The organism is Thomasclavelia sp., assembly GCF_047249845.1.
Lineage (GTDB): Bacteria > Bacillota_I > Bacilli_A > Erysipelotrichales > Coprobacillaceae > Thomasclavelia.
This window is the reverse complement of record NZ_JBKTWO010000027.1, coordinates 1-16,231: the sequence shown is the minus strand read 5'-3', so window position 1 is coordinate 16,231 and position 16,231 is coordinate 1. Positions and strand designations below refer to the sequence as shown.

General features: G+C 26.4%; 13 protein-coding genes and 1 pseudogene. All 14 read left to right on the top strand.

What is annotated here, in order from left to right:
* Positions 1 to 41 precede the first annotated feature (41 nt).
* Positions 42 to 554 carry a signal peptidase I gene (gene lepB, locus ACLR9T_RS08250; protein WP_413109065.1) on the top strand — a complete coding sequence of 171 codons (513 nt, stop codon included), beginning with the start codon at positions 42 to 44 and terminating at the stop codon, positions 552 to 554.
* A 93-nt stretch (positions 555 to 647) separates the two neighbouring features.
* On the top strand, positions 648 to 2,072 hold the full coding sequence (locus ACLR9T_RS08245) for a hypothetical protein (protein WP_413109064.1): 1,425 nt from the start codon (positions 648 to 650) through the stop codon (positions 2,070 to 2,072).
* Between the two features lie 9 nt (positions 2,073 to 2,081).
* A complete protein-coding gene (locus ACLR9T_RS08240) occupies positions 2,082 to 2,645 on the top strand; it encodes a TIM44-like domain-containing protein (RefSeq protein ID WP_413109063.1) in 564 nt (187 codons plus the stop codon).
* A 177-nt stretch (positions 2,646 to 2,822) separates the two neighbouring features.
* Positions 2,823 to 4,577 (top strand): phosphoenolpyruvate carboxykinase, encoded by a 1,755-nt coding sequence (locus ACLR9T_RS08235; protein ID WP_413109062.1) that lies wholly within the window; start codon positions 2,823 to 2,825, stop codon positions 4,575 to 4,577.
* Positions 4,578 to 5,511: 934 nt separating this feature from the next.
* Positions 5,512 to 5,910: a hypothetical protein gene (locus ACLR9T_RS08230; RefSeq protein WP_413109061.1), complete on the top strand. Its 399-nt coding sequence runs from the start codon at positions 5,512 to 5,514 to the stop codon at positions 5,908 to 5,910.
* 198 nt (positions 5,911 to 6,108) lie between these two features.
* Positions 6,109 to 6,987 carry a hypothetical protein gene (locus ACLR9T_RS08225; protein ID WP_413109060.1) on the top strand — a complete coding sequence of 293 codons (879 nt, stop codon included), beginning with the start codon at positions 6,109 to 6,111 and terminating at the stop codon, positions 6,985 to 6,987.
* A 1,318-nt stretch (positions 6,988 to 8,305) separates the two neighbouring features.
* Positions 8,306 to 8,941, top strand: coding sequence for an ATP-binding cassette domain-containing protein (locus ACLR9T_RS08220; protein ID WP_413109059.1), 636 nt, complete (start codon positions 8,306 to 8,308; stop codon positions 8,939 to 8,941).
* A gap of 125 nt (positions 8,942 to 9,066) precedes the next feature.
* Complete coding sequence (locus tag ACLR9T_RS08215) at positions 9,067 to 10,461, top strand: polysaccharide deacetylase family protein (protein WP_413109058.1); 1,395 nt, start codon at positions 9,067 to 9,069, stop codon at positions 10,459 to 10,461.
* Positions 10,462 to 10,517: 56 nt separating this feature from the next.
* The gene (locus ACLR9T_RS08210) at positions 10,518 to 11,516 is read left to right on the top strand and encodes an AI-2E family transporter (RefSeq protein ID WP_413109057.1); all 999 of its coding nucleotides are present in this window, start codon (positions 10,518 to 10,520) and stop codon (positions 11,514 to 11,516) included.
* A gap of 4 nt (positions 11,517 to 11,520) precedes the next feature.
* Positions 11,521 to 12,468 carry a hypothetical protein gene (locus ACLR9T_RS08205; RefSeq protein ID WP_413109056.1) on the top strand — a complete coding sequence of 316 codons (948 nt, stop codon included), beginning with the start codon at positions 11,521 to 11,523 and terminating at the stop codon, positions 12,466 to 12,468.
* Positions 12,440 to 12,943 carry a GNAT family N-acetyltransferase gene (locus tag ACLR9T_RS08200; RefSeq protein ID WP_413109055.1) on the top strand — a complete coding sequence of 168 codons (504 nt, stop codon included), beginning with the start codon at positions 12,440 to 12,442 and terminating at the stop codon, positions 12,941 to 12,943. The genes ACLR9T_RS08205 and ACLR9T_RS08200 overlap by 29 nt, the downstream gene beginning before the upstream one ends.
* An 83-nt stretch (positions 12,944 to 13,026) precedes the next feature.
* Positions 13,027 to 13,866 carry a dTDP-4-dehydrorhamnose reductase gene (gene rfbD, locus ACLR9T_RS08195; RefSeq protein WP_413109054.1) on the top strand — a complete coding sequence of 280 codons (840 nt, stop codon included), beginning with the start codon at positions 13,027 to 13,029 and terminating at the stop codon, positions 13,864 to 13,866.
* A gap of 1 nt (position 13,867) precedes the next feature.
* Entirely contained in the window at positions 13,868 to 15,145 is a 1,278-nt protein-coding gene (locus ACLR9T_RS08190) for a dicarboxylate/amino acid:cation symporter (protein ID WP_413109053.1), read from the top strand.
* Positions 15,146 to 15,296: 151 nt separating this feature from the next.
* Positions 15,297 to 16,231: pseudogene (locus tag ACLR9T_RS08185) on the top strand (5-methyltetrahydropteroyltriglutamate--homocysteine S-methyltransferase); the annotation flags it as partial.

Genomic DNA, 16,231 nt, shown 5'->3' with positions numbered 1-16,231 from the left:
TGGTTTTTAATAAAGTGATATAATATGTATGGGTGATCAAAATGACTGAAAAAATAGAAAAAAGAAAAGTTTGGTTTGAATATTTACAAGTAATAATAGTTACTTTAATAGTCACATATGGAATATTATATTTTGTTCAAATATCAAGAGTTTACGGGATTTCGATGTTGCCAACGTATCATGAAGGGAATATAGTACTGGTAGATAAAGTCTTTTATAAACATAGTGAACCAAAAAGAAATGATATTATTGTAGTTGATTATCAAGATATTAATTTAAAAGAAACATCGCTGATTAAAAGAGTAATTGGTATTAGTGGTGACCATATTGAAATTACAGATAATAAATTATATTTAAATGGTAAGCTGTTGGAGGAAGATTATATCAAAGATGCAATGAAAAATGCAGAAGATATGGTAGTTGATATTCCTGAAGGCAAGGTATTTGTTATGGGTGATAATCGAAATAATAGTCTTGATTCGCGTAAATTAGGTTATTTTGATTTTGAAGAAGATGTGGTTGGTAAAGTATTTTTCACAGTTCCGTTATCATGAAAATAAACTAACAGGCAGAATTTTATATTCTGCCTGTTTTAGTTTTTTTAACCAATAAATTATGTTAAAATTAAGCTAAGGATGTGAAATTAGATGATTGGATCAACAAAATATACAACGAAACCGGAGCCTAAACAAAAAACAATTTCTTTAAATTTACTTATATTGTTTATTGTTACTTGTGTAATTCTTGTGATTATTTTCATTCCTAAATGGATGGAAAATTTAAAAGAGAAAAAATATAGAGAAGCAACAACTACTGAGCAAGTAAATGAGAGTAAAGATGATAACTTATTTGAAATATTAAAGGAAGATGATGCAGAAGATAATATTTTTAAAAATTTAGAAGTAATTGACAATGAAGGTGATAAAGAGGGGTTATTGGGGAAAAAAGGTCAGTATATTGCTAGAGCGAGGGTTAGTGCAAAAATTGGTAAATATATTAATAATTGGGAAGCTATAACGATTGAAGTGTTTAATAACAAAGAGGATTTAAAATTAAGAGTAGCTTATTTACAGGCTAAAAATGATTATTTAAATAAGGTTTATGGTGATGAGTATGGATTCTTACCAAATATGATCGACATGCCTTCTAATCGAATTATTTATACAAAAGGTAATGCATTACTGACATTTGATTCAAGTATAGCTTATGATAAAATGTTACGTTATTGTAATTTATTTTATCAAGCTGTTAAAAAGATTGATAATCAAGAAATACTTGTTCTTAGTAGTGGTGAGATAGAAGAACTTAAAGCAGATAACGATAAACGATTATTAAAATGGAAAGAAGAGTATACTAAAGATAAATTATTACTTACATTGAATGAATTAAAAGATAAAATGAATAGGCAGGTAGAAATAGCTTATGCTTTAAATAACAAAGATTTAATCACAAGTATTTTAGATAAATTAGAATTATATAATGTTGAAAAATTTAAAGAACAATATTCTTTATGGAATGAACAACTTACAAAAGCTAAACAAAGTATTGAGCAAGGAAATGTCTTGCCAGATATGCTAGAGAAACAAAATCAGTATAAACAAACTATCTATAGTGATGGAAAATATATTGTTGGTGAAGATATCCTACCTGGAGAATATATTATAGTTAAAAATGATGGGGTTCAAGATGCTAATGTTAGCGTAGATTTTTCTAATATTAAAATATTTGGAAATACAATTATAAATGTTAATATTTCTGATTATGGGATTATACGTTATAGAACAATAGAACTTAATGGGGCAACAATGTATCATATTGATAATTCACCTCAGCTTGATTTAAAAGCACCTGGTACTTTTAAAGTGGGAAAACATATTGAAGCAGGTGAATATGAAGTTAGTTCGACTTCATATGTTGATTATTATCTTATAGATGATTTTGCGGGAGAACTTAGTTATTCTAAAGTAAAAGAATTTAGTTATAGAGCTAGTCCAGTGCTTAAAACAATTACTGTTAAAGATGGTCAGTATGTAGTGTTAAATGATAACAGTATTCAAATTAAAAAGAAATAAGGGAAAAATATGGTAGAAAAAGATATTATTGAAGAAATAAAAAAATATGATCCTAATTTTAGTAAAGTAGAGTTTAAGCGATGGTGTGGAGATGTATTAAAAACACTTCAAGAAGCCTGGTCAAAAAAAGATTTAGCAACTTTAAAATATCATGAAGTTAAAGAATTATATCAATTACATGAAAAGCAGCTTAAAGTTATGCAGGAGCGAAAAATAGTTAATATTACTAAAGATATGGAAATAGACAAAATTAAAATTATTGATTATAATCGAATGCCTGATTGTGAGCTGTTTAAGGTTATAATATCTGTAAGTTTGATTGATTATTATCAAAAAGAAAATAGCATGCAGATATTATCTGGTTATTTAAATCAAAAAGTTGATGCTGATTATAAGCTGGAAATAGTTAGAGATAAGGATTTTTTAACAGAGTGGTTAGTTGATAAGAGTATTACAGTATGTCCTAATTGTGGTGCGATGATTAATTTGTTGCAACAAAAAAAATGTGAGTATTGTGAAACCGTGTTTATTACTATGGATAATAGTTATAAAATAAAGTCATTAGAAATATAGCCAGGAATACTAAAAATTTTTTAACATATAATTTACAAGGTCTTAACGACCTTTTTTTATTTATGAATAAATTTAACTTTTTTTACAATAAGTATTGTATACAATATAACTTTTATGTTAAAATGACAAAAATCAATAAGTGGGGAAGTACTTGTTGAATAAAGAAAGGGTGGTTACATGGGTTACAAATTTAAAATCACACGCGGGAACGCAATTTTAAACTTTTCTGAAGAGTATTGCCAATCTCGCTGTCAATTAATTGAAAGTGAATCATTTGCAAGAGTGGTAAAAGGATTTATACACGAATCTAAAAGAAAAGAAAATACTATTTACACATACTTAAGAGAAGTTAAAGCAGAAAGTACAGAGCTTGTTAATGACTTAAGAACGATCTTTAAATTATTATTAGTTATGTCTGTAGAAGAGGTTTTACAATCATATCCTCAATTTTCAGGTTATTTTAGAGATCGTGATGAATTCGTCAAGGTTATTGAAGAAGTATATCTTTTCTGGAGAAAGTTACAGCGTTACAGCGTAGTATATAATGAAAGCACGAGTCGTGGGTATCAAAACGTTCAATTTGCTGATGCTCAAGCTAAATTTGAAGAATTAGTACTTCAAGTATATCGTACGATTGAAGAAACGGCTTTAGGATATCGTCATCAAGTCTATCGTCAAATTACGGCTGGAGTTAATGCTGGTTTAAGAGTAACTAACATGCGTTCATTCTTACCATATGAATATCGTAATTTAGATGATATTCCATTTATTGAAACCGTTATTATTCATCCGCCATTTATTACTTATTCAAAACGTAATAAACGTGATGGGGTTTTCCCTGAAATTAAACATAATCCAATTGAAGATTTAAAATTTGATTCTGAACAATGGTTCTGCTATCCAGCAAAAGTTGGTGACTTATTAGCATTTGTATATTTCAATGTTGCTTTTATGGCTCAAGGGGTTGCATTATGTAACTTATTTGAACTTGCAAGTGAAGAAGAATATCGTAATCGTAAGCCAGACATCATCTACGTTTATGGATATGAAGATGGTAAAATGAATCAAAGTTTCTATCAAGATGATGAAAATGATATGATGGTAGCTTTATTATCAGCTAGTGATGATTTTGATTATTTTGGATATATGAAAAAAATGATGTTGACTTTACACAATGTTCGTAAAATAAATCAACGTCAGTTACCAATTCATGGAGCTATGGTCAAAGTGACACTTCATAGTGGAGAAGTTAAAAATATTGTAGTTATGGGTGATAGTGGTGCTGGTAAATCTGAAACAATTGAACAGATTAAGGTCTTTGGGGCTGCTTATATTCGCGATTTAGTTACTGTTTATGATGATATGGGTGTTTTATTATTAGATGAAGATGGTAAGGTTAAATCTTCAGGTACGGAAATTGGAGCTTTTGTAAGATTAGACGATTTGGATGCTGGATATAGTTTTAAAGAGTTAGACCGTTCAGTATTTATGAATCCTGATAAAGTTAATGCCCGAATCGTAATCCCAATAACTGATTATAAAGATGTTGTTGCTAAACATGATGTTGATTTCTTCTTATATGCTAATAACTATGAAGAAGATGGAGAATCAATCAGTTTCTTTGATAATGTTGAAGATGCTTTAACAGTATTTAGAGCTGGTAATCGGATGGCTAAGGGAACAACTACTGAATATGGATTAGTTGGAAGTTATTTTGCAAATCCGTTTGGACCTGTGCAGCGTCAAGAACAAACAGAACCAATTTTAGTTGATTACTTTAATTTGATGTTTGAACAGGGAATTCAAGTTGGTCAGTTAAGAACACGTTTAGGTATTAAGGGTAATGAACATAAAGGACCACAAGAAGCGGCAATTGCGATTCTTAAATATATTACTGGTGAAACAGAATTAAAGCAATTAAAAGAAGAATAATAAGAGGTTTAAATTGGTTTACCAATGAGATTAACTTAAAGAATTAATGTTCTGAAAAACTCTTTATAGTAATAGTAATTTAAAATAAGTAATGGTAGAGATATATTTAATCAATCAAATTGTAGATATGGTTTAGCTAACTATAAATGTTTTATAGATCAATCATATTATGTTAAAGGTTCGAATAGTGACTAGAAATCGTTAGATTTCTAGTCATTTTTTGATTACATGTAATATCAACAGTCATAATATTCACTATTCTGTTACGAAATCTTTCTTAGTTTCTGTTGCTATTTAAGTTATGTTTGATATCATTTATTTTCTTATTTTTGTTTTCAATGATTCCGCTGGTTACTTTTTGGATTTAGTTTTATATATTAGTTTATGATTTAATTCTACCATCTTACTATTATACTTTTAAAATTATTAATTATAAAAGAATGTTTTTAACTTATTCTTGAGATAGAGTGCCTCCTCAAGCAGATTATCAATCTTTATTATTTACTTAACAAAATTATAATTGTTATATTAGCCGCTAAGAATACTATGGCACTTCATAATATCTATTTAAATTAAAATGTTTATTATTGTTTCTTCTTTTCGTTGTATTCTAAATTAAGTTTTTTTGAAAGTAAAGTTTAACTTTAACCTATTTATTGTATTAATTCTAACACTGCCAAATCTTTAATCAAGATTTTGTATTAGATTGTATTTGTTGTCATATTAAGTTTTATACTATGGGTTTTATATGTCAAAATATGTAATGTAAAGTTAATAAAATATGATGAACTTGTTATTCGTGCCAAAAATATGTTATTCGTGCCAAGGATATTGCTTTAATAGCAAAAGTACAATAATATATAATTAAGATATAGCTATATTTAAAAATGTAATTTGTAATATTCAATTTAGAGAATTATTGAAAGAAATCAAAATGAAAGAAAATTTTTTGAAGTATTCAATGTTGTTATGTTTAATCAGTGTTTTTTGTATAATGAGTGTGCAAAATATTCAAGCTTCAACACGAGAAGTAACAGATTTTGCTGGAAGTGCGGGTTACAGTTATACTTTAGTATCTGCAGCAAATGAAAAAAACAAATCAGGAAATTTTGCTTTAGTTAATTGGGAGTATTCAAATAAGGATAGCCATAAAATGTGGTTTCGAGTTGTCAATGGAGTTGCAGAGCAAAGGGGAAAAGAACTATTTAAATATTTGGAACAAAGAGATATTACTACTAGTGGAACAGCTGTTGGCTATGATTATTATTTACAAGCAGCAAGAGAACATATCACTAATCCAAAGACTTATGTTTCAGGTGCTTGGACTTCATAAAAACCACATTATGTGGTTTTTATATTATGATATCAGTCGAGATAAATTTTTATTATTTAAATATAGTAAATTTTACAAAGCTACATAAAATTTTGAAATATAAATAAACTAGATTAAAAAATAATAAATCACACTTAACTATTTAATATTAATTACTATTTAAATGTTTAAAAAACTTCTAAGAAAGGTGGTATTTGCATGAAATTAGTAATCAAAGAAAATAAAAAATATGTATATGTTTTTTTAATATGCATAATTATAATGACATATGGAGCACTTTCTGATATTAATTTAACTCAAATTGTTAAAAAAGCATTATTTGAGCCTGGTTATATCGAATATTATTTTGCAAATACTGATGCTCCTGTTCCTCCTGGGACGGCACATACTTTTATTAATTTAATTATCAACAGTATTAAACACGCACCATTAGCATTTGATTCACTTATTGTATTTGGAACAAGATTATTTCAGTTGATCTTACCATTATTTGCAGTTATTAGTGGAATTGAATTCCATAAATATTTCAATAATATATATAAATTTAAAATTAATGTTGAACAGAATTATAGAAAATTTATTTTAAAGAAAATTACTATTAATGCCGCTAAAATAGCATTTTCAATGTTTATGGCATATTGTTTATATTTATTGATTATTTATTTTATTTCTGATTTTTCATTTAATAGTAAAGCAACTAGAGATTTTTTGTTAGATATTATTGGTACTGAATTTTATGTGGAGCATATGGTTTTATATTATTTTTTTGAAGGAATGATTCGATTTCTATTTATGCCCTTTATATATTCTTGTTTAACACAGGTAAGTGTTTTATATTTTCAAAATATAAAACAAGTTATTGCAACACCGATTGTTTATTATTATTTATTAGCGACGATAGGTTATGGATTAAATATGCTTGATCATCCTATTTCAATTTATATAAATCCCTCAGTGATTATGGCAAGTGGTACATATGCAAATATAAATAGTATCTTATTAATATTATTTAATTTATTACCACTAATATTTTCGATAATACTGATTTACTGGAGAACTAAAAATGTGGAAATTTAAAAAGGAAATAATATTGTCACTTTTTTTATCAATAATCATATTATTATATACAATATTTATAAATAATAGTATCCATGTCGATATGCAGGTTAGTGACTATATATTTAATGATTATACTTTTATATTTGTTTTTAGCACAATTGTGTTTTATTTATTTTTTGATACTTATAATTTTGACTTAACAGCATGTAAATTTAAAAACATAGAAAAATATATTTTCTTTGAAATTAATAATACGATTGTTTCCCTTTGCTCTTTTTTTCTAGTTTTAACTATTAATCAAATAATTATATTTACTATATTTGATCCATTGTTCAAAATAAGTACATTGATTTATCAAAATATAATCTTTTTTTGGATATATCTTATATTTTATTTGGTAACATTTTTATGCAAAAGAAAAAATTATAGAAATTCATTAATTTTTATGTTTATAATATGGAATATTTTATACATAGTTTATATACTTTTTCCAGAAAATATTATTAATCAAATAACAATATTTAAATCTTTGAAAGAACTAAGTGTATATGAAATATTAAGATTAATTATATTTAATCTTATAATAATATATGGAATATACATCAAAATAAAAACAAGAGGAAGAAAGATATTAGAATGAGACAAAAAATAAAAATATGTATTGAAATTGGGCTATATTTTGTATTTATCTATTTTTTTGTGATTATTCCTTATTTTGATAAAGTTAATATTGATGTTATTTCTACTGTTATGTTTCTAAACTTCAGCACACTTGAAATATTAAATATAAATAAATTTAATTTACAGTATCTAATTATGTTTATTTTATTCTACCAAATAATAATCTATCCTAAGATATTAGAAGTATCAAATAATTTGTCTTTTTTTAGTATGTCATTACATAAATTAGGTAAAAAGAAGCAGCTAAAACATATTTTATCTGATAATTTTAAATATGTAGTCATGATATATTTCTATATTTTATTGTATGCAATTATTTTTGAAATAACTGTTTCTATTTTAAATAATAGTATTTTTGAATATGAAATACTTTTTCAAATTTCCATTTATCTAATAAAATATTTAAGTTTTATATTTACAATTATGTCAATAAATCAGATTATTTGCATTATAAAGGAATATTTATATTTTGTTTTGCAATCGTATTTTATACTCATTATTTTAGTAGTGAATGATATATTTTTTAGTCTAAGTATAATAACTTTATCCTCATCAATTATAAATGAATTTTTGGGGTTGATTATTATTATTAGTATTGAAAGTATAGGAATGATAATAACTATTTATAAATTTTTAAAAGTTAAGGAGATTTATAATGATTAAATTAGAAAATGTTAATAAAAGTTTTGGTGAATTAATTTTGTTTGAAAATTTAAATTTAAAAATAGATAAAAAAAAGACAAAAATAAAAGGGGAAAATGGAACTGGTAAAAGTGTATTATTAAAAATGATTGTTGGCTATAGTACACCCGATTCAGGAAGAATATTTTATGATACTGATAAACTACTAGGTAAAGACTCAGATTTTTTGCAAGATGCTGGTATAAGTATTAATGCTCCGCAATTTATGAAAACATGGACAGGATTAGAAAATTTACAATATCTAGCTAATATAAGAAAAATTTGTACTGATAAAGAATTAATGGAATTGATTAGGATTTTTGATTTGGAAAAGGTTATTAAGAAAAAATATAAGACATACTCATTAGGAATGCAGCAAAAATTAAGAATTATCCAAGCATTAATGGATAAACCTAAGTATTTAATATTAGATGAGCCATTTGAAGCATTAGATAAAAAAACGAAATTAATTACTAGAAACTATTTAGATTCATATTTATCTAAAAATTCTGATAGAAAATTGATTTATACAAGTCATGATGAGACGGATGATGATTTTGCTGAATGTATTTTAGAAATTAATGATAAGAAGATTCATATTATTAAATAAGGATTAAAAGTTAAAAATATGTTTAATAAATATTAGAACTTAACTATTATAAAAATATATATATTATATTTATAATTAAGTTCTTTTTTTATATAGTGTGAATATGGTTTGATGAGGGGATAAAAGTGTCTAAATATAAATTAGTTTTAATTCTTTTTATTTTAATCATTACTTTAATAATTTTATCCATTCATCCAACTAATCAGATTGTTTTATACAATTATCATCCAATAATTGAAATTTCAAATAAATTTGATCCTAAAAGTAATATTCAAAAAGTAATTGGTGGTTCAATAAAAGATGTAAATGTTGATACTAGTAAAATAAACTTTAGTAAGCCGGGAAAATATCCAATCACTTATTCTTATAATAATATTAAAACTACAATTACTATAGAATTAAAAGATACGATTAAGCCAGATTTAGAAACCCAGGAATTAACAATTGATTTAGGAATGAAAGTAGAAGCTCGTGATTTAATTAAAGCTAGTTATGATTCAAATCGAACTGAAGTTAAATTTAAACAAAATTATCAATTTAATGAAGTTGGCGATCAAAATGTAGAAATAATTATTTGCCGAGGTAATAACTGTATAACAAAACAATCAGTAGTTCATATCTTGCCAAAGGATACAACACCACCTGAAATTATAGGAATTAGGAATTTATCAGTTTTAAAAGATAGTGATATAGATCTGCTTTCAAGTGTTAGTGTTAAAGATAATCAAGACGATAATCCAATTTTAACAATTGATAGTTCAAATCTAGATATTTCTAAGGTTGGGGATTATCAAATAACATATCATGCTAAAGATCGTTCTTTAAATACCATAAAAGAAACTTGTATTGTTAGTGTTGTTGAAAATAAAACGATTGGATCGTATAATCAAACTAATGAAAAAGTAGTTTATTTGACTTTTGATGATGGACCATCGGAAAATACTCAAAAAGTATTAGAAATTTTAGATGTATATGATGCTAAAGCAACTTTTTTTGTTACTGGTACAAACGAAGAATATTATTATTTAATAAAAAAAGCTCATGAAGCTGGTCACACTATTGGTTTGCACACTTATGTTCATGAATACGATCAGATTTATAACTCTTCTTCATCATATTTTTCTGATCTAAAAAGAATCGAAGATTTAGTTTATAGTCAAATTGGCTCAATTCCTAAATATATTCGTTTTCCAGGAGGAAGTAGTAATAAGGTATCTAAGAAATATTGTCATAAAATAATGAGTAAACTAACTAAAGAAGTTATTAATCGTGGATATCAATATTATGATTGGAATGAAGATAGTGAAGATGGTTCAGGAGAATTATCTGTTAAACAATTAATTAAAAATGCTACAGCATCAACCGATAATAATATTATTTTATTATTTCATGATGCAAATGGTAAAGAAAATTCGTTAAAAGCATTAGGAGCAGTGATTCAGTATTATCAAAAAAAAGGATATGTTTTTAAAGGGATAGATGATAATTCATATGTTGTACACCATAGTGTAAATAATTAAAAGAATTCTAATAAGAATTCTTTTAATTTTTAAACATATACTGTATTGGTGATTAGATGAAAGATAAATTAATTAAGTATGGATATTATTTAATGATTTTAATTATTGCAGTAATTGCTACATATATCCTAATTAACTGGTTGATTCCTTTGTTTTTTAGTTGTTTGATTGTTTTGATTTTACAACCTTTATTAACTAAAGAAATTGATATGTTAAAAGTTAAAAATAGTTTTATAGCAAAAGGAATTATCGTTTTTAATTACTTGTTATTTGTAGCTATGATTATTGTAATAATTATTTTTAGTGTCGTACAAATATATAAAGTACTTGAACTGTTACCAGATTATCTGTACCGTCTATATAATTTATTTAGTCAAAATCACTATATTATTGATGCTACTAAATATCTCGATATTATTTATAGTGGTTCGATGAGTGTTGTTGAAAGTGTATCTAGTGAGTTTATTACAGGCTTGATTACAGTTGTTATGAAAATACCAAGTATTTTATTTGATTTAATTTTTGTTATTATTACATCTTTATTCATGTTATTAGATTATCAAAGAATTGATAAATTAGTAATTCAAAAATATCCAATGGTTTCATTAGTAATTGATACGATCAAGGATGTTTTAAGTAATATGTTTAAAGCCTATTTTATGATTATGATCATTACCTTTATTGAATTATGGACAGGGTTTATGATCATGAAATTAGATAATCCAGTAATGTTGGCTTGTATTATTGCAATCTTTGATTTTATGCCGGTTTTGGGGATCGATATGATCATGATTCCCTGGATCATTATTAGTGCTTTAACTAATAAAATGTCAATGGCATTTGGATTATTGATTATCTACATGGTAATAGTAATTACTAAAAATATTTTAGAGCCAAAGCTGATTGCTAAAAATTTGGGTGTAAGCCCACTAGTTTCGCTGATAGGAATGTATTTAGGAATGAAGATTTTAGGGGTGATGGGACTTATTATCGTACCAACGCTATTAATGATCATTATTCAGATTATTAAGGTAAAACAAGAGATGACGAGGTGAAAGTGTGAAAAAGAATGAATCTGAAATTCAAGTGCATTTAATGGGAAAGGGAAAGTTTGAAGGCTGGTATTTTAGAATTAGTGATCGTAAAGTATCATTGGCAGTTATTGTGGGAATGAGTGAATCAATGGCATTTATTCAAACTATTGATACGTATACTAATCAAAGTCAAATGATTGAATATGACTTAGAAGAGTTTGAGTATGGTGATAATCCGTTTTATGTAAAAATTCGAGATAACTATTTTACTAAGGAAATGATGATTTTAAACCTTGATCAAGGTATGATTAAGATAAAAGGTGAAATTGAAAATGAATCTTTTACACCATTAAAATCAACACTATATGCTCCAACGATTATGGGACCTTTTTATTACATTCCAAAGATGGAATGTAATCATGGAATAATTAGTTTATTACATCGAGTTAAAGGACGATTAATGATCAATCATCAAAAGATAAAGATCAATGGTATTGGATATATTGAAAAGGATTGGGGATATTCTTTTCCAAAAGATTATCTCTGGCTACAGTCAAATGATTGTAATCAATGTGAAGCATCATTGTTTTTAGCTATAGCTAAGATTCCAATCAAAATTATTAGCTTTACAGGAATTATTATGGTTTTAATGATTGAAGGAAAACAACAGGTTATTGCTAGTTATTATGGAGCGTATTTAAAACGCTGGTTAGTTAAAGATGGTAATTATTATTTAAATATTAAACAATATCCATATAATTTTTATATTAAGATAATTCCAGAAAATAGCTGTTTATTAAAAGCACCTCAATTGGGAATGATGAGTGATGAAGTTAAAGAGAGTTTAACTTCTAAGATTACTGTGTTAATATATAAACATCATAAGAGAATAGAAAAATTGAATTTTATTGCTTGTGGTGTTGAATTATTTGGAGGGTTTAATAATGTTAAAAAGCAAGAGGTTGATACTTAGAAGACCAGAAATAGAAGATGTTGAAGAAATCTTGAAAATTCATAATAGTGAATATGTACAACGTTTTAATGCAATGAAAATATATAAAAAAGAGGATATGTTAAAAGATATTATTAATGATAAAGATAAAACTTTTTATATTCAGTTAATTGATTCAAAGAAAATAATTGGTGCCATTTTTACAAATGATGATTATCTAAGGTATCAGGTAAATGCTGTTTGTTTATCATATTATCTGGCTGAAGAATATCATGGTCAAGGATATATGTTTGAGGCTTTAAATATATTGATCAATGATTTGTTTGAACAAGGTAAAGAGATTATTAGTGCTAGGGCTTTTGTAGGTAATGAATCATCCAAAAATTTATTATTAAAATTAGGGTTTGTTTTAGAGGGATGTTTAAGAAAGGCTGTTAAAGGTTATAAAGGGATAATTTATGATGATTTAGTATTTTCTTTACTTAAAGATAGTTAATTTGACAGTATGTAGGTTAATTGGTATAATATTTTTCGTTGGCGTTGATGATTCAACGCTTTTATTATGAGGAGGGAAATTAGATGTTAAAAATATGGATCACTGGTTCAAATGGTCAAGTTGGTACTGCATTAAATGAATTGATTGAACCATTAGATATAGACGTACTTAATACAGCTACAGATGAAATAGATATAGCAAATACAAATGAAGTTATTCGTTTTGGAGAAATTAATCGTCCTGATGTAATTATTAATTGTGCTGCAATTACTGATATTAAAGAATGTGCTAATGATAAGGATCAGGCCTTTAGAGTAAATGCATTAGGACCTCGTAATTTATGTATTGTGGCTCGTAAAATTGGAGCTAAAGTTGTACAAATATCTACAGATGATGTTTTTGATGGAACAAATAATCAGCCATATAATGAATTTGATTCTACAAAACCTAAAACTGTTTATGGTTGTTCAAAAAAAGCTGGGGAGGATTATGTAAAGGAATTCACACATAAACATTTTATTATTCGTAGTAATTGGGTTTATGGTAAAAATGGGAATAATTTTGTTAATGAGTTTTTAAATTGCAAAGAGAAGATATTAGATGTAGCTAGTGATCAATTAGGATCACCAACTAGTGCTAAAGATTTAGCTCGAGCAATCTTATATTTAATCCAAACTAGTGAGTATGGTACATATCATATAACGTGTAAAGGAGTATGCAGCCGTTTTGAATTTGCTCAAGCAATTAAAGAAAAAACAGATAGTTTAGTTGAATTAAATGAATTTTCTGGTAATAGTGATGAAACAATCAGACCAGCATATGCGGTTCTAGATAATTTTATTTTACGTTTAGTAAACGAATATGAAATGCCAGATTGGAAAGAATCATTAGATGAATATTTAAAGGAAATAAAGGAGGGCTAAGATGGCATTTAAAAAAGAAAAAAAGTTAGGTTTAACAACAAAGATATTTATTGCTTTACTATTAGGAGCAATTTTAGGAGTTATTTTATATAGTCTTCCAGCTAGCTCAATTCGTGATGATATAGTTATTGATGGAATTCTTTATGTGATTGGGCAAGGTTTTATAAAATTAATGAAGATGCTAGTTGTACCATTAGTTTTTTGTTCCTTAGTTTGTGGAAGTATGGCAATTGGGGATACTAAAAAACTAGGCTCAGTAGGTGTTAGAACGATTATTTTTTATTTATTTACCACTGCTTTAGCTATAACAGTTGCTCTACTAGTAGGAAATTTAATTAATCCAGGAACCGGATTGGATATGTCCACAATCCAGTCTAATGCAACAAATGTTGGTAGTGCGGAAGCGACAACACTAACAGAGACGATCTTAAATATTATTCCTGATAATCCAATCAATTCTTTAGCTAGTGGTAATATGTTACAAATTATTGTTTTTGCTTTATTAGTAGGTGTTATTTTAGCTAAATTGGGTGAAAAGACAGAAGTAGTAGGAAATTTCTTTAGTCAGTTTAATGATATTATGATGGAGATGACTATGATGATTATGGCAATTGCGCCAATTGGAGTATTTTGCTTAATTGCAAGAACTTTTGCAGGAATTGGATTTAGCGCCTTTTTACCACTGGGAAAATATATGATTGGGGTTTTATTAGCCTTAGCGATTCAATGTCTCTTTGTGTATTTAGGTTTATTGAAATTGTTTACAGGTTTAAATCCAGTAAAATTTATTAAAAACTTTTTTCCTGTTATGGCGTTTGCTTTTTCAACCGCGACTTCAAATGCTACGATTCCTTTATCAATAGATACATTAGCTAAAAAGATGGGAGTTTCAAAACGAATCTCGTCGTTTACAATTCCTTTAGGAGCTACGATCAATATGGATGGTACTGCAATTATGCAGGGAGTGGCAGTTGTTTTTGCTGCTCAGGCTTTTGGAATTAATTTAGATATAACTGATTATATTACAGTTATAGGGACAGCAACATTAGCTTCAATTGGGACAGCGGGAATTCCTAGTGTTGGTCTTGTGACTTTGACAATGGTGTTTAATTCAGTAGGGCTTCCAGTTGAGGCAATTGGAATGATCATGGGAATTGATCGAATTTTGGATATGACAAGAACTGCAGTAAATATAACAGGTGATGCCGTTTGTACAACTATTGTTGCTCATCAAAATAAAGCAATAGATAGGGATGTATTTATTAACAGTGATTCTTAATAATGAGTGATTTTAGAGATTATTATCTAAAATCACTTTTTTATAGTTTAAAACTATATCAAACTAACTAATATTAATATTTTTCAATAATATGATGATTTGTTAAGCTTGTAAATAAGAAAATTTAAGTAGATGAAAGTAAGAGGTTATTATGAAAACAGCAGTTATTGGATATCCAAGAATTGGATTAAATCGAGAATTAAAATTTATTGTTGAAAAATATTTAAATGAACAAATTGATCAAATTAGTTTATTAAATCAAATAAAGGAAATAAGAAGGAGACATTGGTTAGATCAAGATAATCAAAAAATAGATTTTATCTCTTCAAATGATTTTTCGTTATATGATAATGTTTTAGATACAGCAGTTTTATTAAATATTATTCCTAAGCGTTATCAAAGTTTAAACCTTACTCCACTTGATAAGTATTTTGCAATGGCCCGGGGATATCAAGGCAAATTAGGTGATGTTAAAGCATTGGCTATGAAAAAATGGTTTAATACCAATTATCATTATTTGGTGCCTGAGATTGATGATAACGTTCAAATCAAACTAAATGGAACTAAAATATTTGATGAATTTATTGAATCTAAAGAATTGAATATTATAACTAAACCTGTAATTATAGGACCATATACATTAATTAAGTTATCACGTTTTACAGAATCTGTAACATATGATGATGTTATTATAAAAATTATAGAAGTATATATTCAAATAATTAATAAATTTAACGACTTAAAAGCTGAGTGGTTTGAATTTGATGAACCGGCTCTTGTATTAGATATGAATGAACAAGATATCATTTTGTTTAAAAAGATATATACTAAAATACTTAATGAAAAAGGAAATTTAAAGATTTTATTACAGACTTATTTTGGAGATCTTCGTGATTGTTATCAAGATGTAATGGCATTAAATTTTGATGGCATAGGACTTGATTTTATTGAAGGTAAACAAACACTTTCTTTATTAAAAAAGTATAGTTTTGATATTAATAAAGTATTATTTGCAGGAGTAATTAATTGTAAAAATATCTGGAAAGATGATTATAGAAATACTTTAAAATTATTATATGAAATTAT